Annotated in this window: 22 protein-coding genes and 1 pseudogene; 13 read left to right on the top strand and 10 right to left on the bottom strand. The window is 55.8% G+C overall.

What is annotated here, in order from left to right:
* Positions 1–51 precede the first annotated feature (51 nt).
* A complete protein-coding gene (locus VL130_RS10655; protein ID WP_325362866.1) occupies positions 52–1,356 on the top strand; it encodes an SIR2 family protein in 1,305 nt (434 codons plus the stop codon).
* On the opposite strand, the gene VL130_RS10660 is transcribed toward VL130_RS10655, so the two are convergent.
* From VL130_RS10660 to VL130_RS10670, 3 genes are all read right to left on the bottom strand, one after another.
* The gene (locus VL130_RS10660) at positions 1,353–1,685 is read right to left on the bottom strand and encodes a hypothetical protein (RefSeq protein WP_325362867.1); all 333 of its coding nucleotides are present in this window, start codon (positions 1,683–1,685) and stop codon (positions 1,353–1,355) included. The two genes, VL130_RS10655 and VL130_RS10660, sit on opposite strands and share 4 nt — an antisense overlap.
* A gap of 92 nt (positions 1,686–1,777) precedes the next feature.
* Positions 1,778–2,113, bottom strand: a complete 336-nt coding sequence (locus VL130_RS10665) for a helix-turn-helix transcriptional regulator (RefSeq protein ID WP_325362868.1) — start codon at positions 2,111–2,113, stop codon at positions 1,778–1,780.
* A gap of 148 nt (positions 2,114–2,261) precedes the next feature.
* Positions 2,262–2,627 (bottom strand): helix-turn-helix transcriptional regulator, encoded by a 366-nt coding sequence (locus VL130_RS10670; RefSeq protein ID WP_325362869.1) that lies wholly within the window; start codon positions 2,625–2,627, stop codon positions 2,262–2,264.
* Between the two features lie 173 nt (positions 2,628–2,800).
* Here VL130_RS10670 and VL130_RS10675 point away from each other — a divergent pair, with 173 nt between their 5' ends.
* From VL130_RS10675 to VL130_RS10690, 4 genes are all read left to right on the top strand, one after another.
* A complete protein-coding gene (locus VL130_RS10675) occupies positions 2,801–3,640 on the top strand; it encodes an RNA polymerase sigma factor (RefSeq protein WP_325362870.1) in 840 nt (279 codons plus the stop codon).
* On the top strand, positions 3,637–4,584 hold the full coding sequence (locus VL130_RS10680; protein WP_325362871.1) for a FecR family protein: 948 nt from the start codon (positions 3,637–3,639) through the stop codon (positions 4,582–4,584). The genes VL130_RS10675 and VL130_RS10680 overlap by 4 nt, the downstream gene beginning before the upstream one ends.
* A 95-nt stretch (positions 4,585–4,679) precedes the next feature.
* Positions 4,680–7,226 carry a TonB-dependent receptor gene (locus tag VL130_RS10685; protein WP_325362872.1) on the top strand — a complete coding sequence of 849 codons (2,547 nt, stop codon included), beginning with the start codon at positions 4,680–4,682 and terminating at the stop codon, positions 7,224–7,226.
* Positions 7,227–7,229: 3 nt separating this feature from the next.
* Positions 7,230–9,326: an Atxe2 family lasso peptide isopeptidase gene (locus tag VL130_RS10690; protein WP_325362873.1), complete on the top strand. Its 2,097-nt coding sequence runs from the start codon at positions 7,230–7,232 to the stop codon at positions 9,324–9,326.
* Positions 9,327–9,404: 78 nt separating this feature from the next.
* Here the strand turns inward: VL130_RS10690 and VL130_RS10695 are convergent, their stop codons facing one another.
* The 6 genes from VL130_RS10695 to VL130_RS10720 form a co-directional block, all read right to left on the bottom strand.
* Positions 9,405–11,150 carry an asparagine synthase-related protein gene (locus tag VL130_RS10695; RefSeq protein ID WP_325362874.1) on the bottom strand — a complete coding sequence of 582 codons (1,746 nt, stop codon included), beginning with the start codon at positions 11,148–11,150 and terminating at the stop codon, positions 9,405–9,407.
* A 3-nt stretch (positions 11,151–11,153) separates the two neighbouring features.
* Positions 11,154–11,816, bottom strand: coding sequence for a lasso peptide biosynthesis B2 protein (locus VL130_RS10700; protein ID WP_325362875.1), 663 nt, complete (start codon positions 11,814–11,816; stop codon positions 11,154–11,156).
* A gap of 69 nt (positions 11,817–11,885) precedes the next feature.
* The gene (locus VL130_RS10705) at positions 11,886–12,029 is read right to left on the bottom strand and encodes a benenodin family lasso peptide (protein ID WP_325362876.1); all 144 of its coding nucleotides are present in this window, start codon (positions 12,027–12,029) and stop codon (positions 11,886–11,888) included.
* A 187-nt stretch (positions 12,030–12,216) separates the two neighbouring features.
* Positions 12,217–12,840, bottom strand: a complete 624-nt coding sequence (locus VL130_RS10710) for a GntR family transcriptional regulator (protein WP_325362877.1) — start codon at positions 12,838–12,840, stop codon at positions 12,217–12,219.
* Positions 12,841–13,020: 180 nt separating this feature from the next.
* Positions 13,021–13,353: a hypothetical protein gene (locus VL130_RS10715; RefSeq protein WP_325362878.1), complete on the bottom strand. Its 333-nt coding sequence runs from the start codon at positions 13,351–13,353 to the stop codon at positions 13,021–13,023.
* Positions 13,354–13,506: 153 nt separating this feature from the next.
* Positions 13,507–14,283, bottom strand: coding sequence for a hypothetical protein (locus VL130_RS10720; RefSeq protein WP_325362879.1), 777 nt, complete (start codon positions 14,281–14,283; stop codon positions 13,507–13,509).
* A 417-nt stretch (positions 14,284–14,700) separates the two neighbouring features.
* Here VL130_RS10720 and VL130_RS10725 point away from each other — a divergent pair, with 417 nt between their 5' ends.
* Both VL130_RS10725 and VL130_RS10730 read left to right on the top strand, forming a co-directional pair.
* Positions 14,701–16,728 (top strand): ParB/RepB/Spo0J family partition protein, encoded by a 2,028-nt coding sequence (locus VL130_RS10725; protein ID WP_325362880.1) that lies wholly within the window; start codon positions 14,701–14,703, stop codon positions 16,726–16,728.
* 64 nt (positions 16,729–16,792) lie between these two features.
* Complete coding sequence (locus VL130_RS10730) at positions 16,793–17,191, top strand: hypothetical protein (protein ID WP_325362881.1); 399 nt, start codon at positions 16,793–16,795, stop codon at positions 17,189–17,191.
* A 126-nt stretch (positions 17,192–17,317) separates the two neighbouring features.
* Here VL130_RS10730 and VL130_RS19510 read toward each other — a convergent pair.
* Positions 17,318–17,449, bottom strand: a pseudogene (locus tag VL130_RS19510) (DUF736 family protein); the annotation flags it as partial.
* A 377-nt stretch (positions 17,450–17,826) separates the two neighbouring features.
* On the opposite strand from VL130_RS19510, the gene VL130_RS10735 reads away from it, so the two are divergent.
* The 6 genes from VL130_RS10735 (at position 17,827) to rlxS (ending at position 23,530) form a co-directional block, all read left to right on the top strand.
* Complete coding sequence (locus VL130_RS10735) at positions 17,827–18,135, top strand: DUF736 domain-containing protein (protein WP_325362882.1); 309 nt, start codon at positions 17,827–17,829, stop codon at positions 18,133–18,135.
* A 369-nt stretch (positions 18,136–18,504) separates the two neighbouring features.
* Entirely contained in the window at positions 18,505–19,704 is a 1,200-nt protein-coding gene (locus tag VL130_RS10740) for a DUF932 domain-containing protein (RefSeq protein ID WP_325362883.1), read from the top strand.
* 247 nt (positions 19,705–19,951) lie between these two features.
* Positions 19,952–20,188: a helix-turn-helix domain-containing protein gene (locus VL130_RS10745; RefSeq protein ID WP_325362884.1), complete on the top strand. Its 237-nt coding sequence runs from the start codon at positions 19,952–19,954 to the stop codon at positions 20,186–20,188.
* Positions 20,185–20,727: a S26 family signal peptidase gene (locus VL130_RS10750; RefSeq protein ID WP_325362885.1), complete on the top strand. Its 543-nt coding sequence runs from the start codon at positions 20,185–20,187 to the stop codon at positions 20,725–20,727. The genes VL130_RS10745 and VL130_RS10750 overlap by 4 nt, the downstream gene beginning before the upstream one ends.
* Positions 20,724–21,311, top strand: a complete 588-nt coding sequence (locus tag VL130_RS10755) for a lytic transglycosylase domain-containing protein (protein ID WP_325362886.1) — start codon at positions 20,724–20,726, stop codon at positions 21,309–21,311. Before VL130_RS10750 ends, VL130_RS10755 begins: the two co-directional genes overlap by 4 nt.
* Before the next feature lie 224 nt (positions 21,312–21,535).
* Positions 21,536–23,530: a relaxase/mobilization nuclease RlxS gene (gene rlxS / locus VL130_RS10760; RefSeq protein WP_325362887.1), complete on the top strand. Its 1,995-nt coding sequence runs from the start codon at positions 21,536–21,538 to the stop codon at positions 23,528–23,530.
* The last annotated feature ends 12 nt before the right edge of the window (positions 23,531–23,542 follow it).

Here is a 23,542-nt window from a genome sequence, read left to right on the forward strand (position 1 = left end):
AACTAAGTCGGCTTACTCATGTCCCTCGACGCAACCAGAGGGGGAGAGTAAATGAGCGAGTACTTCGAGATTGCATATGCAGCTGTGTCCAAACGGCTGTGCTTTTTTACGGGCACGGGATTCTCAAAGGCCATTTCAGCCAATACCGCACCCAGTTGGCAGGGCCTCTTGGAGACGATTTGCGACAAATGCGACAATCCCGGTGCCCTAAAGGCTGCTTTATTTCCTATTGGGAAGATCAACCCACTGAGTCTTGAAGAAGCCGCACAGGTTTTGGCAATCGAATTACAGACGAATGATCTTGGCATTCATGATGAGATCGCAGCGTTGATCGAAGCCGTGAAATTAGGCGGCGATAACACGTCGATTGAAGAGTTTTGCAGTCTTCAATCATTTCGTGTAATCACAACCAACTATGATAAATTGATGGAAAAGTTGATTGGCGAAAATGATTGTCTATCCATCACTCCTGGCTTGCCAATTCCCAGATCTACGGCTCGTGTAAAAGTCTACCATGTACATGGTTCAGTCGATTCACCAGTCAATATGGTAGTAACGTCTGACGACTATTTTAAATTTATCAACGGTGAATCTTACTTTTCACGCAAGTTGAGCACAGTATTGCACGAAAATACTATCGTTATCCTGGGATATTCCTTAGGTGATACGAACTTGAAAGCAATATTAAGTGACTATAAGAATTTTTCAAGAAACCATGTAATTGGCGGGAATATTTTCCTGGTATCTAGATCGGCCGTAGATAAAACCGTCAAGGACTACTATGCGCATTGTTACGGCATTCGAGTCCTAGATGGCGTAGATGTTCACACATTCTTTAAAGATTTAAATTCCAGCCTGCCGATTGCTCAAAAATGTATCAATTATTCTGTAAAAAATATACAGAAAATTGTTTCCGGAAAGCATTTTTTCTCCGAAGAATACCTTAGGGTCGAGAATTCCTTCTTCGAGATAGTAGTTGGCATTTCTGCGCTTGGCCTTAGCATTGATAGCAAGGAGGTTGTTTTATTGCTTGATGAAGTAATCAAGGCCAAAATAACCCTAACGGGTGCAGATGGCGCCTGGGACCAGTACGAGCATCTTGCAAAATGGCTGATATATTTAGCGACAATTCTTGAACTGAAGGGGACGTCTATTGAGAAGACGTTCTTGCGGGCCGCAAAAAAATCAATGGAATCAATGAGAAGTGAGAAGTACGTTGGTTATTCCTGGCATGCATTCAATTCATGGAATTTCAAATGGGATGGGATAATTGCGGCAAACCGATCACTAATTCGAAAATATATAACCGAGCAATCCAATTGGGCTGACGCGTTGTTGATCGTCAATCGGAATTAAAAGCGATTTGGGTGGCGACCATAAGCCCTGGCGACCGCTCTCCTGAGATCTAAGCCTTCTTCTTCAGTCAGGGGAGGTAAAGCAAGCTGTTCGGTCATCCAGTTTTCCTCCGCGTATGTGGCGTGAGTAGTCAGTTCATCAAGATAGCGTAGTGCTTCTTCTTCGTGTCTGGCGATAAGGAACAGGTAGCGCCAGGAAGTACCGAGGACTGGAAGTTCTAAGGGGGTGTCGACATCATATGGTGAGTAGCCGCTCATGTAGCGATAAAAAGGATCGGCCGCGCCAGTTCCTGCGTCGTCCAGAATGCGTCTGGCTAAAGTCCGGTCCACACCTATCTCCGTATCTGCCGAGTAAGATTTTACAGCAGATTTGTAGATGGAATACTGTGGAAATACGCGAGGTAGGTTGCAGGCCGGCGGCGCTATCGCTTTTTCAATAGGCTATCTAACATTCCAGCCAACCAGTCTAAGTCAGCGTCGGACTCTTTGGAAAGGCGGCGAGTGATCGCGGAAAGTTTGGGGCGAGCCAATGCAGATGAAGGTATATCGGCGGTGAAAAGTTCGGCCGGGTCAACTTTGAGGGCTGCTGCCAACTTTTCAACCGTTTGAAATCGCGCGCCGGAAGAGCCCCCCTCGATCCTTGCAACCATATCTGTGCTAATTTCGGCTGCCTCGCCTAACTGAGCTTGCGTCATGCCGCGACGCTTGCGGTGCGCCGCGACGAGGTATCCAAACCGCTGTTTTAGTTGAAGAGCCATCCGCAATCGTTAGGTTTTAACAACCGACGCTTACATGCATTTCAACTTCGTAAATCCCAATTTATGACCTCTAATTCTTAGCGAGAACACAAAAGTGCGTAATTCTCACAATTATGAATTGAAGTGGGGCAACATCTGAAAGCGATGTTCAATTATTGGTGGGAGGTGGCCTCAGTTGGGACTTAGGTTTCGCCTGAAAACGGTCGGCAATTTGGAGCATCAATTCTAAGTCTGTCTTTGGAAGTTTATCCAGCTTCAAGACCAACTCGGAGACGCGGGGGTTGTTGGACGGTTCACTCGGTGTTGAGCTGAAAAACATTTCCGCTTCAACGTTTAGCTTGGAGCATATCAGCTCGATTGTGGAAAATTTCGGAGCGCTTTTCCCAAGCTCGATATTCTGCAATGCCTTCCGCGAAATACCCAGATGACCCGCTAACTCGTCTTGGGTCATTTCGCGCTTTCCTCGTAGGAACGCCAACTGATCGCCGAAGCGGGTTTTTAGGTAATTGGGCATGCCTAGGCGTACCCAGAAAGCTATGGCGTGGAAACGAAGTGGGACTTCTCTTTTTCGCCAAAGAGAATTTAGCTTGCTAGTTTTTCAGTAAAAGTTATGATTTTAACAAAGTCGAACTTCAATTCGGGGTGCCGGTGGTGGCTTCTTCAGACGAGCCCAGTGCTGAAATACCTTTGAACGCTATCGACGCTCATGTTGGCGCCCGTCTTCGCGCGCGCCGTCTGCTGATCCAAATGTCGGATAGCTGGCTGGCTGGCCAATTGGAAGTGACGGCCTCAGATATCAAGGCGATGGAGGAGGGGCGTTTACGTATTACCCACGATCACCTTCTGCAGTTGATCGACTTGCTCGATGTGCCAGAACGATACTTTTACCAGGACTTCGGCAAGCCGCCGTCGAATGCAGAAACCAAATCATCTTGGGTGAGGGACGTGGACCGTTGGTTTCGCGATCACGTTTCACCGCACGAACGGCTGTTTTTGAAAGTCGCCCATCATCTCACCGGCAATTTGGAGGCGGCCCGCGACCTGGTTCATGATGCCTATGCCAAAGTACTGGCCGGGGACCGCTGGCGCACGGTCGAGAATCCCAGAGCCTATGTCCGAAAGGCTGTCACCACTCTGGCGCTCGACCTGATCAAGCGCAAAAAGATCGTGCCTATGGAGCAGTATGCTGAAGCTGAAATTATCGGATTTGCCGATTTGTCGCCAGACGCGTTTGAAACTGTGTCGGATCGTGAGCGCTTGCGGATAGTGATGGAAGCTCTCGACAAGCTACCGACGCAGTGCCGGCGCGTGTTCATCATGCGCAGGATCGAGGATATTCAGCCCCGTGATATAGCAAAGCGCCTGGGCATTGGCGTAGGCACGGTCGAAGGCCATTTGACACGCGGCATGCTCGAATTGAACAAACACCTTGAAAATCAGCGTAAGGGTGCAGAACTGAAAACCTGGATTGCCAAGCGGGCGCATGAGGAGCAGGTCGTTTTGACCGATAAGGAACGTCGGCGGTGATTTCCGATAACAACATCTCGCTTGACGCCCTAATGGAACAGGCAGCCCGCTGGCACGCTCGTATGGACTGCGGCACGGCCGACCACGAGGACTTTGAAGCCTGGCGTTCGGCCGATCCCCGCAACGCGGCCGCGTTCGCGCGCATCATTGGGACGGCGGATCAGGTTCATCACCTGAAGCCGTTCCTGAAACGCTCCGTCGAATCGCCGTCTCGGCGGGGTTTCTTCCAGGCTGCCGTCGCTGCCTCCGCTGCGGTCGCGTTCGGTGGTGGCGCCATAGCCATCATGCGCGGCAAGCGCGTCAATGCGGAAACACCGATAGGCGATCATCAGTCTCGGACCCTCCCGGACGGTGGACGGATTGACCTGAACACAGACTCCAAAGTCGAGTGGCGCTTCGACAAAGACGAGCGGTCTGTTTGGTTGAAGCGCGGAGAGGTGGCCGTTTCGATCCCGGAAGACCCACGTCCATTCTGTCTATATGCCAATGGTCAAAAGGTGATAGCCACGGCTGGGCGGATAAACGCGCGCCTGCGCAACAGCGCTCTCGACTTGCTGGTGCTCGATGGCAAGTTTGCCGTGGCGCCGATAAAAGGGCAGGGGGGCGCCAAAAAGGCGTCTATCATCGTTACAACTGGCAATGCCGTGCTGGCGGGGGCGAGCACCATGCGGATGCGTTCCATGACGCCCGATGACGTGCAGTTTGTGTCCGCCTGGCAAGACGGAGAACTGTATTTTAACGGCGAGACCTTGGGCGCCGCCGTGGAAGAGTACAATCGCTACCTGCCTAAAAAGATATCCATTGGCGATCCATCTCTTCAGGGAATTCGCCTCGGCGGACGGTTCAGTAGCCGGGATCCGGCCGATTTTATTGCCTCACTTCACGATGCGTTCGCAATAGCAGCCAACCGAACCGAAGATGGTTCGATCATCCTCACAAGATAATTTCGATATTTTGTAAAATAGTTTCGTCAGGATCGAATTGATAGATCGTCTCGTTTAAGCAAGTCATAAAATTGTCATGCATAAATAGGGGATTTATGAAAATGCGTAACTGCAAAACGAACAGTCGTGCCTGCAATATTTCTATGATAGCGCTTGTAATTGGAGCATCTATATTTTGTTCCACCGATACTTATGCGGATGACGGAAAAATAAAGTTCAATATACCTGCCGAGAGCACGGCGAAAGCTCTCAACGACTTTTCGACCCAAGCGTCGATCCAAATCCTGTTTCCTTACGAAGTAGCGGCACGGACAACGGTGTTGGCCCTGAAAGGCGAGTATTCTCGGCAGGAAGCTTTGGCGCAGCTGCTGGCCAGTTCAGGCCTGGAGGTTGCCAGCCAAACCGACAAAACGATCACCTTACGGGTGTCTGAGAGGCAAGGTCAAACTGCCAACGACGTCGCCCCAACCGAAGTCATTGTGACAGGCTCGCACATTCGCGGCGGTAATCCGACGTCTCCGGTCCATTCAATTTCCCAGAAGGAAATCCAGCAGTCTGGATATTCCCAGGTTGGGGATCTCATCCGCAGTTTGCCCGAGTCTTTTGGCGGAGGTCAGAATCCCGGCGTGATTGGGGCTGACTTCGCCAATATTGGCAATTCCAACAGCTCCGGCGCATCAACCGCTAACTTGCGTGGCTTGGGCACCGACGCTACTCTGGTGCTGGTCAATGGTCATAGGCTGACCGGCGATGTGGCCTCTCAAGGGGTTGATATTTCGCCCATTCCGATAGGCGCTATTCAACGGGTGGAAGTTGTCACCGACGGCGCATCGTCACTCTACGGCGCTGATGCGGTGGCCGGCGTGGTGAATTTCATACTTCGCAAAAATTATGACGGTCTTGAGGTGGCTGGCAATGTCGGTGTTGCGACAAGGGGCGGCACCACGACCAGAACAGTCAGCGTGCTGGCTGGCCGTAGCGGAGCCAAAGGCCGAGTCCTGGCGAACCTCGAATATGCAAAAATCGACGGCCTTACGACCGAAGATCGGGATTACACTTCGGCTGCCACAACGGTTTCGGATCTAATCCAACCCATCAAGCGACGTTCGCTGTTCGTCAGCGGCGGCTACGACTTCAGCGATAGAGTTGCGCTTTCCGGAGATGTGCTCGTCGCCGATCGAGTAATGACGGGGCAACTTCAACAATTTGCCTCGTCTCCGCGACTCCTCCAGGAAATCTACACCCCGAGTTATAGCGCCGCGACGACACTGGACGTGACGCTATCGCGGGGCTGGAAAGGCCGCGTTATCGCCGTTGCAAGCGGCAGCCGGAACGCTATGTTCAGCGCCTATCCTGACTACGGCGTCACGAACAATATCTCATACGCAAACTCTGGGCGATACCTGGAAGTCAACGCAGATGGCACGGCAGTTCGGTTGCCGTCAGGCGACGTCAAGCTGGCGGTCGGAGCGGGGTATCGCACAGAAGCCTGGCGAAACTCGGATGGAACCGCGCCGACACGCGATGTGACTTACGCCTTCGCTGAGGTTCTCGCCCCATTGGTGTTGCCCTCCGCGACACGCACTGGCCTCCACGCCCTTGACCTCAGCCTGTCGGGACGTGCGGAACGATACAGCGACTTCGGTTCGAGTGGCAGCCCGAAAATAGGCCTTCGCTACGTTCCCTTTGCCGATCTGACGGTTCGGGCCACTTGGGGCAAATCGTTTAAGGCGCCGTCTTTCCAGCAAATGTATAGCCCGTCCATAGTCTATCTCTGGAATGCCAGTGATGTCGGCGGGACGGGCTCAGGCGCAGCGCTGATGACTTACGGCGGCAATCCCAACCTCAAACCCGAGAAATCAACGTCCAAGACCTTGGGCATAGACTACGCACCTTCAACAAGCATCAAGTTTTCGGCGACCTGGTTTGATATCGACTATACAGATCGCGTCGTGGCGCCGGTCTCGCGGTATTATCTTGGACTGAGTGATCCTACCTATGCGCCTTTCATCGAACTAGCGCCTACCAAGGTCAGGCAAGATCAAGTCATCGCCGCCGCGGATACCTTCTATAATTTCTCAGCGGGAGCCTATGATCCCACGAATGTCGTCGCCATTATCAATGATGCGAACGCCAACGCTAACGCTCAAACGGTTCAAGGGCTTGACGTCGCCTATCGCCAATCTTTCGATGCGTTTGGCGGCATACTTTCCACTTTTGCCAACGCCACCGCGCTAAAATTACGTCAGCAAACCAGTGCCGCGGCCCCAAATCTCACCCTCTCAGGAACGGTGCTTAATGTCCCAAGCTTCAAGGCAAGGGCCGGCGCAACCTGGCTTAAGGGCGGCTTGTCAGCGACAGCTTTTGCCAACTATATCGCCTCTGAGACCGATGACCTTGCAACACCGATCCGCACAGTGGCGCCGTGGACCACCATCGACACTACGATCAGCTATCAGTTCGGCGGAAGCAGTGGCTTTGCGCGAGGGCTGACTGTCGCAATATCTATTGCCAATTTCTTCGATAAGATGCCCCCATACGCGTTTGGCGTCGGCTTGAATTATCCGGGTATCGATTTCGATTCTACAAATACGTCTGTGGTTGGTCGCTTCGCGAGCATTGCGATCAAAAAGGCGTGGTAGGTCATGGCCAGGTCTAAATATGCACTACTTGTCGGGGTGGCTTGCGCCTGTTTCGGTGTGGCGTCCGTCCGGGCCGAGATCTGCACGAACGTCCTGCCGTCACAGTCTGTCGTGCCGGCGCCGACCGCGGGGGCCGTTACCCCGCGTGATCTGGTTGAGTTGCGCGACATCGGCCCGAATATGATCGACAATTCAACCGCCGAAATGTTTTCTATCTCGCCGGATGGCAGCCGCGTCGCCTTTCAGATGCAACAGGGCAAAGCCGATGCAAACACCTACTGCTTCAGCCTTGCCGTCAAACCTTTGAAAGGCGGGCAAGCGAAGGTGCTTGACCGAGGCGGTGAGTTCATCAAGCGCACCTTTACCTCCGACGGTTACGCCCTAGGCGTACCCGGTGGCATCGGGCTGGAAACCCAGCCCCTTTGGTCTCCGGACGGGAGCAAAATCGCATTTCTCCGTCGCGACGCCGGCGTCACCCAGGTATGGTTGGTGGAGAGCGATGGGAGCAACGCCAAACCACTCACCAAGGGAGAGGTGAACGTTGATGCATTTGCCTGGACGAGGAATGGGAAAGCCGTAGTCATCGCGAGCCGGCCCGGCCTCAATGCGTTTCAGGAGGCGCTGGAGGCAGAGGGCAGGCAGGGGCTTCTATATGACGAGCGCTGGGTGCCCGGTGCCTACAATCGCCCATTGGCGCGAGAGCCCATTCCAACGGTGTACACAGTGGTCGATCTAATGTCGGGTAGTTCAATGGCCGCGATCGCGGAAGAGCGCGAACAGTTGGAACCGTCCCCTGATCCCCGTAGACCGGCCAACGCGATTCAGTTTGCCGCGAAGGAAGACGGGATGGTGGCCTGGACGACACCGATCGAGGATACCATCGTACGCCCGCGGACCATGTTAACGGTCGTTCGGGGAGGAAAGACGGAACAGTGTCGCGAGACCTTTTGCTCCGGGATTGTCGCGCTGTGGTGGACGAAGGACCATACGCTTTTATTTCTTCGCAACGAAGGTGTTCCATCGGGGAAGATGGCGATTTATCACTGGGGGAAAGAGGAGGGGCCTAAGCTCGTATTGGCCACAAGGAGCTATTTGACAGGATGTCAATTGCGGGACATTTACCTGTACTGCAGGGAGGAGAGTTCCCTTCAACCGGGACGAATTGTGTCGATCAGCCTGACCGACGGCCGTGTTGATCCGATCTACGACCCGAACCCCGAATTCTCGGCCTTGAAACTTGGGCCCGTCGAACGCCTGCATTGGACAAATAATGTCGGCATTGAGACTTGGGGCGACCTGGTCCTGCCTCCGCACCGAACACTCGGTGAAAAATTGCCGCTGATCATTGTGCAGTACACAAGCAATGGCTTTCTGCGTGGCGGGACTGGAGACGAATTTCCCATTCAGGTGCTCGCCGCACACGGCTTTGCAGTATTGAGCGTCCAACGGCCTCTATATCTTGGCATGAAACTGGGCGCCAAGACCTGGGACGAGGTGAACCGCCTGGATATGGCTGATTGGGGGGACCGGAAAAGCGTACTCTCATCATTTGAGACGGTTGTGAATTTGCTGGCGGCACGCGGAGAGATCGATCCGGCCCGTGTGGGCATCACAGGATTAAGCGACGGCGCCTCAAGTGCACAGTTTGCCATTCTAAACAGTCACCTGTTTCGGGCAGCGGCGATGGCGCAATGTTGCGAAGAGGAAAGCTCTCCATCCCTCCTGGCCGGCTCGGTTTTTGGCGCCTGGTTTCACGGCATGGGCTATCCGAAACTCACGGAGGAGGGGAAGTCTTTCTGGGCGCCAATGTCCATTCGCGCAAACGCGGCCAGACTGAACACACCCATCCTGATGCAGGTGTCGGATATCGAATATCTCGGAGTGCTGGAGGGGTATGTGGCCCTGAAAGAGCAGAATAAACCCGTCGAACTCTACGTCTTTCCTGACGACAATCATGTCAAATGGCAACCGGCGCATCGCTTGGCCGCCTACACCCGATACGTCGATTGGTTCGATTTTTGGCTCCGTGACGTCGAAGATCCTGATCCGGCCAAGGCAGCTCAATACCAACGCTGGCGACAGATGAAAACGACGCATTAGAATCCTGGCCGCATCTCTCCGGGTGCCACAGGTGCGGCCCTGCTACGCGCAATTGGGCAGGGCCGCCTCGTATCTCTCCTAACCGTATCGGCGGCTCCAGGCCTCCGCTTCCAACAACATGGCGAGGCGCATATGGTCAAACCCCTTGAGGACCACATTGTCGGCCAAGACCCGTGAAACCTGATCGACATTAATCAGACCGTGTTGAGCCAATTGGCCGTCTAGCAACTGATCACGGGCAATAGGCCGGTTCTTGTCGACAACATCGAACGCAAAGCTGTTCGGGGTGCCTTTCGATCGCCGATCCAGCACCGCTCGCGGCAGCTTGTCAGAGAACGCGCGCCGCGCGGGGGCGCGATTACGTCCACTTTCGATCCAGCGCCAGGATGGTACGCTGAGGCAGAATTCGACCAGAGGCTGGGACAATAAGGGCAGAACCATAGGCGGGCTTGAGAAACGGGAAAAACCGTCAATCGTGCCTTGTATTCGGGTCAGCATGGCAATGTGTGCAAGTTTTCCCGGAGGCACGGCCGGCCCCTTGGTCAGCCAGGGATGGGTTAAAGGGGGATGGGGCGCCGGTGACGGCAGCAGGAAATCGGTTTCGACCTGCCACCGGTATCGGTTACCCTGTCCGGCTTTTTTGGCTGCCGCGATCAGCAGCTCAAAAATGCTGCAACCGGTTAGGCGGCAAATGTCTCTGGCCGTCTGCCATGTTCCCAAGCTGATCCCTTCTATGTACAGGCGGTCGAGGAAAGGCGAAGCCGACATCAGGTTGCAGAAGACGTTGTCGCCGCCGACGCCCAGAAAGAACGCATCGAGATTCCGTTCGCTCGCCAGGGCCAGTTTTTGTGTGTGCTCACTTTGGCCAAAGGCACATAGCAATGGCCGAGGAAGATGTGCCGAGGTCGGTTTCGTTATGTCGACCTGCCGAAGCTGATAAAACCATTCAAGGACGTCGATCCCGAGCCCGGTTGCGAGCGCGCGTGTGTACACCCGTTCATCGCCATCGGCGTCGGTAGTCGCCATGGTGAAGTAGGAAACACGCGCGTCGCTGCCGGCGAGGACGGCCGCCAGGATCGATGAATCCAGTCCGCCTGAGACCCCGAGGAGAGGGTGTTGGTAAGCACCCTGCCAGGCCCGAATGACCTCGGTACCAATCTCAGCGATCTGGCCTGAAATATCCTCAAGGTCACCACCAATAGGTTTTGCCGCGAAAGTTTTTGGCAGCCAGCAATGTTTAGACAGGTCATCTACGCCCCCGATGCTCAGCCGGCATCCCGCTGTCAGTTCCAGGAGACCGTCAATGCAGGTTTCGGCTGATCGAAACTCATAAGCGACGAGATGCCGGTGCAAGGCAGGCCAATTCGGTTTAGGGACATGTAGTCCGGCCGCTACAAGCGTTTCCATGTCAGAGGCGATAACTCTGACGCCCTCGATAGGGGCCGACAGATAATAGCATGGCATCGCCCCTGAAGGATCGCGGAGGATTTCCACACTGGGTTCGCCGGGCGCATCGAGTACAGCAACATAGCCGCCCCAATAGTGATCGATCAAAGCCTGGCCACGGGAATCCCGAATATCCTTGGCCATGTCGTCGGTAAAATTCCAAAGGCGGCGCGCTGGAAGAGCCTTCGAAAATACATGACCGATGATGATACCGGAACTGTCCGAGAAGGTGATGGCAGGGGCATCATCGGTGATCAGAACCACAAACCCTTTACCTGCGAGGGCGATGTGAAGATGCGCTTTTGAGCAAATCCGATCAACGAGCTCAGGGCTTGGCGCATCATGTGGATTGACGATGGTAATAAATCGAGGCGCCATCTTCTAAATGACCAGGATGGGGGCGAAAGCTCTGACGCGGTCGGCTTCGTCATTTAAGACCAAAATTCCCTTTTGGACCCAGGCGTGCGCCGCCCAGGGCGCTGTCTTCACACCCAGGACCAGATCGGGGAAATGTCCCAGTTTTGCGAGGAAGAGAGTCAATGCCACGGACGTTTGCAGGCATCGGTCGCTCGACCTTAACAGGCGCGTGGTCAGGGCAAAGGTCGCGGCGGCGCGATCTAACTCCCAGCGGATGGACACGTGTTGCCTGGTTTGTTTCCGGTCATGTAGCCGACGCATAAGCGAAGAGAAGGGAGCCATTTTCAGCCCGATCCGGGCCATCCCGTGACAAACAAATGCCATTGGAACCAACCAAGGGTACGGAGAGGCTGCTGGAAAATCGCAAGAACTACTGACCGGTGACGGGAAATGGGTAGGGGGCTGCAACTGTTGTCGCCAATCATTTTTAGGCATGGGGCGGTCGGTAATGATCATGGAGAGCGTATCTACCTCTTCAGCAGATAATGTCTCGCCCGCGCACCATTTCTCGAAACTGGTCGCCTGAACGGGTTGCAGCATGAAGTACCGCTGGTTAGTCAGATTCAAAAATACCGCTCGATCGTTTGCGCGGCACCAAAGCAGATTGGGCTGTATTTGAATATTCATTCGCCTTCCCAATGAAGCGACCATGGAAAAAGGCATGCGCCTGATCAAACCGGCGCATGCCTGAAGCTGTCAGTCGTTGGACAGGCCAGCCTGGAAGCTCTTCTGGTTTTGCGGGCTGTCGGGAATCAGTACGGTGCCGCCGGCTTTGGTTTCGACGGCGACGTCGCCCAGGTCGATCAGGTCTTCAGTTTCGCGTTCATTGAGCTTGGTCATGGTGCTCTCCATAGTGTTTGAGGTTAAACAGCGATCATTCGCTGCAAGCTCAAAATATCACCTGGAGGCGAGTATCTATTATCGATACTTCTGGGGTTGAACGAAAGTCGATCATCGACTTTATGAAAATTTAAGGGCCAGTATTTCTTTAAAAATAAGAGCAGTAGGTCGCTTTTACTCTTTAGGCTTAGTGACCCGATGTCGGTTGATATGCGTATGCAACGATCTGGGAAATGTGGGCAAGACGGCGGTCATGGTACGCCAATACTTCCTGACGCAGTGCCGTGATGTCGCCTGATGACCAGGCGGCGGTGAAAGCTGAGACTTCACCAGAACGGTCGAACAATGTTGCAGGTTTCTGGCGGCGCAAGGCACGAAGCTGGTCATTCGAGGCGACCATCTCGTCGACGGTCTTACGGCTGTCGGAAAGCCCGGCCACGGCCGTGAAAACCTGTTCGATCGCCGCGACTGCGTCCTCGGTTGTAATTGTCAAGGGCGGCAATGGCTTCTGAACAGGCGCGGTATCGGCGCTGTCCAGTGCAAGCAACATGATCGACCGGTTCCAGCTATATTGTTCGCGGACCACCTGCTCGGTGACAACGGGACGATAGAAACCGTCGTTTGGATGGACCTCAAGAAGCCCTTCGCCAACAAGTCGGTTCAAGACATTTCTGACAGGAGACGGGCTGGCGCTGTATCGGTTTCCAAGCCCGGCCATATCTACGCGATGCCCAGGCAAAAGCTGGCCGCTACAAATCTCTGCCTTGATTGCGGTGTACAAATCCGCCTGACGGGGGTTTCTGTTGGGCATGGGCGTCTCTCCGGCTTCCGCAGGGTAAGGAGCCACGGGACTCGGCGCTGCCTTATAAGGGAATGACAGCTGGCATAGCCATGGCGGCCAATGCGAGAAGACCGGTATAGGTGTAATACGGTCAGTTATTCAAATCAAGGTTGCCATCTCCGCCGCTGCCCGGTTAAACCCGATCTCATCCTAATTTGGATTGTTGATCAGGCTCACCAACTGCGGCGTTATATCCTGCCGGCGTTCGAAATAAACCATAATGAGGCGCCGCAGCTCAGGCATATCCCTTGAGGCCCAACTGGACGAAAGCGCCTCGAACTCAGCCTGGCGATCTGAAATAAATGCGGCTTCGTAGGGCCTGATTGAATGCATTTGCTCATTGATCGTCAGAATGGCTTGGCGGACCGCTTCATTGCCTGCGGCCTCAGCGATCTCTAGGAACAGCCTTTCCGTCGCCTCGACGATGTCATCTGCGGCGAGGGCGGACGGGGGAAAAGGCGAGGGCGGCGCAGCCGATGTCATTTAAGTTCCCACACATTGCATGGCAACGATCATGTCACCAAAGCGGTGACGCTTCAACAGTACAACCGGAAATTTAAATCCACCGCAACTGGTCAGTGGTCTCAACGGGAGGAAGGTGCGCGCCCATATTTGAGGTGCCGAAGACACCTGAAGCTAAGGAGCAGATTTGGAACTCCAATAATCATAGGTGGCGGCCGCACCTTCAAGCGACCGTAAACTGGGCTTTGCTTTTAGTTCGGCTACCTTTTTTGCCTTTTTCTGGAGATCGGCGGCCATGTTCGGATGCCACCCGTGCTTCACTGCCCAGAGCTTGATGTTGTCAGGCTCAAGAAGGTGATTCTTGGCTCGCAGAATACGTAATGTGCGCTCAGCTTGGTCAGCGTAGTGACCGTGTAGGCCTGTGTTTGAGAGGTTTACGCAAGTCGTTAGCGATGTGAGGGCGGCTACGATCACCGGATCACTTAACAGCGGCGGTGAGGGCGTCTGAACCTGCCCGTGAATGTGAGGAGCCCAGATTTTGATCCACTTATCTATGCCGTCTTCGAGCCACGGGTAAGCAACCACGGCTGAAATTCCGGTCATTCCATCCACTTTCTCCATCATGTTCTCGTCAACCCAAAAACCGAGGACTAAGGTGCCGTTCGATGCGAAGGGCAGGGTTGCAAGGGTTTCCGCGCGCATCGAAATGCCACAAGACAGGGTGACACGGCCCTTATCATGCAAGGTCTTTGCGACGCGTTCGCCGGCCACCCGCCCCAGCGCACCCTTTTCCAACTGCCGCTTTGAGGAAACAAACAACAAGACCTCTTTGATTCCATTCGCAGGATCGGTGGCGATCTTGTCGGCATAGGCAATCGCCAGATTCCAGTCATCGCTTTCGGCTTCCGAGGTTGGAATAACCACTCTAATGAGATTCGTATTTTTCCTCATGATCGCTCCTGGTTCGTTGTCGGCCGAAGTTTGATTGCTGAACCGCTTTGGCTTGTTGCTTGCCCTGATTCTGAAGTTGTGAATGCGGTCCCGGTAATTTATTTAAGATGCGTCGATGTTTGTTTCAGAAAAAAAATGGCGCCCCAATAAATAGGAGGCTCGATAGTACGAGACCAACAAGGCTCAGGGCTCCGCCCTCGCGCGTTCAAGGGGGCGTCCTGACGGACCCGGCGCGGCGGTATCCCCAACCTTCCGCGCGCCGCGACGTGCCGATAAACCGACAGATTCAACGCTTGTGCAGGCCGGGTGATCCCCCACCGCCGCGCCGGCCCTTGAACTTGCTACCCCGCTCTCGGCGAGGGCCAGGGTTGCAGCGCGATTTGCGCTGTAACCCATAGCCCAAAAGGAGCTAAAACTATGAATAAGCAAGTCTCAAAAGCCGCGCTTGTTGCCGGTGCTGCCGTCATGCTGCCGTTAAACTGTCTGATGGCATCCCCCCGTAATGCCCGTAAAACGAAGCATAGTGGTGAGTCGATTGCGGCCAAGGCCGGTAGCATCGCGGCCAAAGGCATTCTGCAAAACCTCGTGGTTGAACCGGAACTGGACCCGGCTGATCAACCGACCGGCAAGTACCTTGTCACCATAGGCGAGGGCCGTCGGCTGGCTCAGATGCTGCGCGTTGAGCGTGGCGAGATCGCCGAGACCGAACTGATCCCGTGCGTTATCGACACTATTAATGACCCGCACGAAATCAGCCTGGATGAAAATGTCACCCGCGAGGATATGCACCCCGCCGACCAGTTCGAAGCGTTCCGTTTCCAGAACGAAGTGCGCGGCTTAAGCGCCGAAGACATCGCGGCCCGTTTCGGTGTCACGGCCCGCACGGTTCAACAACGCTTGCGTCTCGGCGCTGTATCACCCCGCCTGATGCAGGCCTATCGCGACGAAGGCCTAACCCTCGACCAGTTAATGGCCTTCGGCATTACCGAGGACCACACCCGTCAGGAAGCCGTCTATGACAGCCTCAGTTATCAGCGCGAACCCTATCATATCCGCCGCCTCCTGACGGCCAAGCAGGTTCGGGCGGATGACCGCCGCGCCCGCTTTGTCGGCGCAGAAACCTATATCAATGCCGGTGGTCATATCGAACGCGATCTCTTCACTGAAGATGGCGATGGCTATTTCACTGATCCGGTCCTGCTTGACCAGATCGCGGTGCAGCGCCTGACGGCCATCGCGGTCGGTATTCAAAACGCGGAAGGCTGGAAATGGGGCGAGGGGCATATCGACTTTCCCTATAGCGCCGCCTACCGCCGCGCCTTCCCGAAGACCCGCGAATTATCGGAAGGCGATGCCGCCGCGCTGGCAACGGCCCAATCCAATCTGATGATGCTGTCAGACGAATGGTGCGAGGTGGAAGACCTGCCGGATGAGATCGACGCCCGCATGACCGAACTGGAAACGGCCATTGCCGAATTCCAAGCCAAGACCACCGGCTTCGATCCGGATGATGTCGCCCGTGGGGGTGTGATTGTCAGCCTGACCTCGGATGGCACGGCTAAGGTCGAGCGCGGTCTAATCCGTCTTGAAGACCTCAGGCCCGATCCGCAACCGGAGCCGGATAGCGAGGACGGCGATGGGACGGATAGGGATGACGCCGACGAGCGCCGCGTCACCCCGCTCAATGTCGCGCCACCTGTTGAAACTGAGCCGGAAGACCTGCCCTTGTCCGACACGTTGATCCGCGAACTGACGGCGCAACGCACTCTGGCCTTGCGTCTGGTCATGGGCGAACGGCCGGAATTTGCGCTCCGCGCCTTGGCCCATTCGCTTGTTTTGCAGTTGTTTTACAACACGTCCGATGTCGCCTGTCTGGAAATCGACATCACCAATCGCGATGTCAGTGACTTCATCGATGGTGTGGACGATAAACCTACGGCTCAGGCGATCCAGTCGCGACACGACGCTTGGCATTCCCAAATGCCGGATGAGCCTGTCGATCTGTGGCCGTACATTATGGCCATGGAGCCGGAAGACCTTGGCGGGCTAGTCGCCCACTGCGTCGGCCAGATCGTAGATGCGGTCCGATATCCCTATGATCGAGGATATAGCATCCGCATACCGGCTGATCGTCTTGCCACCGGCGTGTCCCTTGACATGACAGAGCATTGGCGGCCCACTGCCCGGAGTTACTTCGGGCGGATTACCAAGGCGCGGATCGTTGAAGGGATACGTGAAGCGGTGAGCGACGAAGCCGCCGAGCGCATTACCAATCTGCAAAAGCAGCCCATGGCCGAAGCCGCCGAACAATTGGTGGTCGGCACCGGATGGCTCCCGGCGATCCTGCGAACGCCACCTGCGCCGGAACCGGAAGCGCCGAACATTGATCAGCCGGACCTGTTAGGCAAACCTGAAACGGAAACCCTGCCAGAAGCGGCGGAATAGCAAAAGGGCCGCGGCCGCGGTGCGGCTTCGGCCTCTTTTCGTTTATAGAAAGGGGAGAATGAGCATGAGTGATCCCATCGGGAAGTGCCGGTCCAACTATTTTAAAGTGAAGGACAAGAGCGCATTTGAAGCATGGATTTTAGAATTTGACGTGGACCTCGTGTGGTCCGAGGACCGGGTTGCTTTCCTCGGCAACGCCGACGATGGCGGTATTCCAGACCGCTTCGCGTCGGAAGATGATCTCGAAACCGTAAGTCTTGAGGAAGACCTGCACCAATATCTCGAAGATGGCGAGGTTTGCGTTGTCTTCAATGTCGGCTCCGAACGGTTGCGGGTCCTATGGGGCGGGGCCGTGGCTATCCATAGCTCAGGCGCGACCGTATCCGTCCGGCTTGACGACATCTACGAACTGGCCAGGACGACGTTTGAGATGGCCAATCGTCCATCACCCGCTGAATATTGAACGGCGGACGATTATGCCGACCAACCGGATGGGGGCAAGGCCCGGCAATCGAGGCCTTGCCGGAGGCGGCGGAATTAAAAGGACATTTGCCCCGCAATCTTAGTTGTGGGGCTAGACTTTGGTGGCTCAGCTGGCCTTCGGTCGAGACCAGATCAGATTGTAGGTATCGGGTTCATCCGCCGGGGAGAGGCTGGCGAAGATGGGATGTGCCAGGGAGGGATCGCCGGGTTTCCGCGACACATATTCGCGCTGGCCATTGCCGGTCCTCTTCGTGTTGGCCCGACCTCAACAGAGGCGGAATAGACACGGAGTCCGGGGATTGCTCGGAGCCGCCTCAGGTTGGATGACGCCTGGCTCCGACAGTCAGGGCAGGGCACTGACCGCACCCGCGTAGGTGTCGCCCCCTTTTACGCCAGCACCAATAATCGCCATGAATTCCACCCTTTCCAAAAAAGAGGTTCGCGCCAAAGCAACCTCTCTGATTGGGGTCTGAACGCGATCCGCCCCTATGCCCGCAACAGCTTCGCTGTCCTTCTCTGCGTTACGGCCCTGCGGGTGCGGGCGGTGCGGTCCCGTTCTTACGACCGCCATCGAGGTCGCGATTGGCGCGCCCCGATGTGAAAAGGACGAAATCCATGTCAATCATCGGTACTTTTGTAAAAGCGGGCGACACCTACGCGGGTTCGGTCAAGGCCCTCACCCTGAACGTCAAAGCCAAGCTGGTGGCGACCGAAGGCGGCTCCGAGCAATCCCCGGACTTCCGCGTCTACGCCGGCACCGTCGAAATCGGGGCGGGCTGGAAGAAGATCAGCGATAGCCAGCGCGAATATGTGTCGCTGAAACTCGACGATCCCTCCCTGCCACATCCCATCTTCGCCAGCCTGTTCCCGGCGGATGAACCTGATACCTACAATCTGATCTGGTCTCGACCAAAGGCCAGTTGAGCCGCCACAGCCAAGCCCCGCAACCCAGGTTGCGGGGCTAATGTTATGCGAGCTGAGGAAAGGAGGCGGGTGTCCGAGGGGGGCAAGGACACCCGCGCGCCGTCAAATTCGGGGGGGATTGAAGGTGACGGCGAATTCCCCGTGTAGGCGAAGAATGGGGCGTGACTATGACGGGTTCGCAAAGACAGGGCTTAGGGCTCCGCCCTCAGCGCACTTCGGAGTGCCTTCCGCCCAGCTTCGGGCGCAAGGGCGCCCTGCAGCCGGTTCCCCGCGAAGGCACCCGCTCCGTTTGCACACCCGGTCTCGCCGACGGGCAGGGTTTCAGCGCCGCTTAAGCGCTGTAACCCAAGCCCAATAGGAGAGATCAAAATGAACCAACAAACCCTTATTGCCACTCCGGACTCCGTCACCGGAGCCTTTGCCGTCGATGTCTCGCGTGGCAGCCGCGACGGTCGCGTATCGTCACAGTGGTTTTCCCGCCCGGATGACGAGCGCTATCTCAACCTCGATGACCTGTATGAAGCCACCCGGAAGCGCGCCAATCTGGCGCGCGTCCGGACTGTGGCCAGCAATCTGGTCAGGGTGGAAGCCAGCCGAGAAGACACGGAAAATCTGAGCCTGATTTTACCCGGCCGGGACGATCAGGTCGCGCCGACCCACTGGAGTTTCGGCCAACTGTGCGGACTGGTCTCAGCCCCCGCCAGCTATATGCGCCAGCTTCCCGCACCGCTTGCCGGAATCAATCTGCAACATGGCCTGCTGAACCATCGCGCCGAACTCATCAAGACTATGGAAACCGAAGATGGACGCACCGAGCTGCGCGCCGCGACCGGCCCGGACTATGGCCGCATCTGGGATCATGAATTGGTCAAGGCGGTGCAAAAGATCGCCGGGAATGGTCTGGGAGATACTCGGTGGAAGGTGCCCGGCGTGCTGGATTGGGGCACGATGATGCACAATCCCTATGTTGACGTGACCAAGGAAACCACCACCCTTTACGCCAGTGATCGCGACATTTTTTTGTTTCTGGTCGATGACACCCACCCAATCGAAGCGGGCCTTTTACCCAATGGCGAACCGGATTTATATTTCCGGGGCTTCTATGCATGGAACTCGGAAGTTGGATCGAAAACTCTTGGCATCGCCTCGTTTTACCTGCGCGCCGTTTGCCAGAACCGGAACCTTTGGGGCGTGGAAAGCTTCGAGGAAATCACCATCCGTCATTCAAAGCTGGCCGCCAATCGTTTCGCCCATGAGGCTACCCCCGCCCTCAACAGTTTTGCCAATTCGTCACCGGCGGGCTTTATCGCGGGCATTAAAGCGGCGCGTGACCACGTTGTCGCCAAGACCGACGACGAGCGCGAAACCTTCCTGCGCAAGCGCGGCTTCTCAAAGCCGGAAACGAACAAAATCATTGAAACCGTGCTGAATGAGGAAGGCAAAAAGCCCGAAAGTATTTTCGATTTTGTGCAAGGGATTACGGCCTTGGCCCGCTCGAAGTCCCATCAGGACAGCCGACTGGACCTCGAAACCAAGGCAAAAAAATTGATGTCGGCAGTAGCTGGCTAATCACCGCCGCGCGATTTTAGGATCGCGCGGCACATCTATTTTTGCGCTGGGAGCACCCAGCTCGGCGCTCGCCATGCCTTCGGCCTGGCTCGCGGCGGTCGATAATAACAGGATCGCACGGGTGCGAATAGGGAGTCGATTTTGCCCCTTAAGCCCTGTTTTCGAATGACCCGTTCAAACCCGTTCACGTCCATTCTCACGCGGTGGCAATCAGTTCCTCAGCCTGCTCGTAGCGTGGAGTTTCTCAATGGAAGATGTGAACATTCGGGCGGCAAAGGCCCGCAAAGGCTCGCCATTTCTCAATACCGCTCAGGCAGCCTTCTATATGAGCATGGCCCTCAAAACCCTTGAGCAAATGCGGTCCGAAGGGCGTGGTCCACCCTATCGCCGCCATGGCCGCCATATCCGATATCACATCGATGATCTCGATACCTGGTCGGCGGGCGAACGCAAAGGGCCAGGTGAAAAGGATCGTTTGCAATGATCCAACTGCCCCCAAAACGCAATATGAAAGCTGGAAAGAGGCGCGCCACCTTCCTAGTCTATATCGGCCTGTCCGTTTGTGCCGTCAGTTTTATGGTCGCTCCGCCGCACAAGGGTGACGAACCGATCATCGTCTACAATGCAAGCGCAAGTGTGCCCGTCGGCTGGTATAGAATATTACCCTCAACAGATTTGGCCGTCGGGGACCTGGTCCTCTTACGCACGCCGCAAACGGTCCGCGAACTGGCCGACCAACGACATTATTTGCCCAGAACAGTCCCGATGTTGAAGCACCTGGCCGCTATCTCCGGAGATCAGGTTTGCGCGGACGGCGGCATTATTCGGATCAACGGAAAACGCGTCGTTACGCGGCAGAGCCACGACCACTTAGGGCGTCTTATGCCATCATGGCAAGGCTGCCACACGCTCGGTTCCGACGACGTTTTCGTCCTCAATGCCAACGCGCCATATTCGTTCGACAGCCGTTATTTCGGACCTGTGAGTGCAGGGCTGATCAAAGGCAGGGCGGTGCCGTTATGAAGCGCGAGCTTTACCTTTGCCTTCTATTGTCGTCGGCCGGTTTTGTAAACTGCGGAATGGCCCAGGCGCCAAATACTGAAGAAATTCTCGATCCGCGTCTATCGAACTTCTCGGCTTACATCACTGAGGCGTCTGCCCGATTTGATGTGCCTGTCGCCTGGATTCAGCGCGTAATATTGGCCGAAAGCAACGGGCAGACGCGTGTGAATGGCCAGCCAATACGGTCGCGAGTCGGGGCCATTGGGCTAATGCAACTCATGCCGGGCACCTACCGCGACATGCAATTGGCCTACGGTTTGGGCGACAACCCGGACGATCCCCACGACAACATTCTGGCCGGAACGGCTTACCTGAAACGTATGTACGATAGCTTCGGCTATCCCGGTCTTTTCGGCGCCTACAATGCGGGGCCTGTACGCTTCGCCGATAGTCTCCTCGGTAAACCTCTGCCTGAAGAAACGCGCCTTTACTTGACCAAACTCACCGCCATCGTGCGCGAAAAGCCACCGGTGCCGGGTCTATTTGTGACGTCAGCCGAGGGGCTATTCATCACCCGAAACAGGCCGACAGTCGACGAAAACTGAGACGGTTCCCGATCTAACGCGATTTCCCGGCTAAAGGCGTACCGGGGTTTGGCAGGGTGTGAGCGGGTGGCTGAAAAGGAAAGGCGTATGGCAAGATAAAGCTTACCTCTGGTTTCGCGTAAGTCTTTGTCTGCACATCTATTTTTCGCGAGACACCTGTCTCGCCGATAGAGATTGTCACCTTGTAACACATTGAATTCATTGAATCAGGGGGAGACAGCCGAATGGCGACTGACGATCAATTTGAGCCCAAACTCGGCAAAATTCGAGCCCAGGCGCCAAAACCGCCGAAATCCTTCCGATCGAAGGTACTGCACGCAACGGCCAGGGAAGGCGGTTCCTCCCGGCCGAAAATTGCAGGGAAACCATCTCGCGGAGGTGCCTCGAAACGCGGTCGCGGCGCAGGAGTGGGGCGTGTGCTCTCATCTGCGTCAGGGCGCCCCGCCGGCCAGCGCCGCGTAGTGGTCAAAGCGCGCTATATCAAGCTCGCTGGCAAGGGCCTGGGGGCGGCGGCCGCGCATTTGAAATATATACAGCGGGATGGCGTGACACGTGAGGGTCAAGCAGGCCAACTCTACGGACCGGAAACGGAGCAGGCGGACGGTAAAGCCTTCATGGAGCGTAGCGCCTCCGACACGAACCAGTTCCGCTTCATTGTGGCGCCGGAGGATGGGCAGCAGTATGACGACCTGAAGCCTGTAACCCGTAAGCTGATGACCCAGATGGAAGCGGATCTGGAGACCAAGTTGGATTGGGTGGCTGTGGACCACTACAACACAGGCCATCCGCATACACATATCGTAATACGAGGTATAGACGATCGAGGCCAGCCCCTGGTAATTGGGCGCGAATATATCAGCCAGGCGATCCGTGCGCGGGCGGAGGCGCAGGTGACGCTCGATCTTGGGCCGCGCTCCGATCTGGAAATATCAGCCCGTTTAAAAGAGGAAATCGACAAGCCGGCTTTCACCTCTATCGATCGTCAGTTGGTCCATGATGCCGGTTCTGATGGGCGGGTTACTCCCGGCCATCAGAACCCGGAGATCAGTGCGCTTCGTATGGGGCGGCTGGCGAAGCTGAAAGAGATGGGCTTTGCCGAAAATGTCGGGCAGGGGATATGGTCTTTGCGGGGGGATATGGAGGCAACATTGCGGCGCCTGGGTGAACGCGGCGATATCATCAAAGCCATGCACCGTGATCTGCAAGAGCGCGGCTTGGGACAGGCCCTTGCCGAGACGGTAATCCATACATCAGTCGATGCGCGCTCGTCGGCGGCAAGGCCCATCACCGGCCGGTTGATTAAGCGGGGCCTGGCGGATGAGCTGAATGATCGTCACTACCTCTTGGTGGACGGCACGGATGGGCGGATCCATTATGTCGATATTGGCGTGGGAGACCGGACGCCGATGCTAGTGTCGCAGGCCATCGTTCTCGTGCAGCCCAAAGCGCCGGAGGTCAGACAAGCCGACCGAACCATACTGGACGTCGCCAATCGCAATGACGGCATTTATGATGTTGCAGCCCATCTGAAAACCGATCCAACGGCGCAGCAGATGTTTGCAGAAACACATATCCGACGATTGGAAGCCATACGCCGGAGCACTGGAAGTCTCGAACGCAATGCCGACGGTGGCTTTCCCATTAGCGCGAATTATCTTGATAAAGCCTTGGCCTATGAGCGTCGTGAAGCAAAGGTCCAGCCGGCAACGGTTTCGGTTCTGTCAGACCAGTCACTCGACGCGCAGACACGTCGCATCGGCGTCACGTGGCTAGATCAGGAACTGACACAGGGTGGTGGCGCGGGATTTTCTGACACCGGGTTCGGCCGAGAGGCTACCGATGCGCTGACCATGAGGCGGCAATGGTTGGTGAGCCAGGGCTTAGCATCGCAAGATGCGGCGGGCAATATCTCAGTGAAACCGGACGTTCTGACTGTTCTTCATCGCCGCGAGTTAGCGAATGTTGCTGAAACACTGTCTCTGGAGAAAGGGCTGGCTTATGTCGGGGTTCAATCGGGTCAGGTCGTCGAGGGGAAGCTCACCGGCAGCGTGACCCTGGGTATCGGGAAATTCGGCGTGGTAGAACGGGCCAAAGATTTCACTCTGGTGCCGTGGCGCCCTGTCTTGGAAAAACATATCGACAAGACCGTCTCCGGACTCATGCGCGAGGGCGGCATTAATTGGACGATCGGGCGGAGCCGTGGGCCGTCTGTTGAGTGACGTGACTAGCTC

Source organism: Asticcacaulis sp. (assembly GCF_035497195.1).
In the GTDB taxonomy this organism is placed as follows: Bacteria; Pseudomonadota; Alphaproteobacteria; order Caulobacterales; family Caulobacteraceae; genus Asticcacaulis.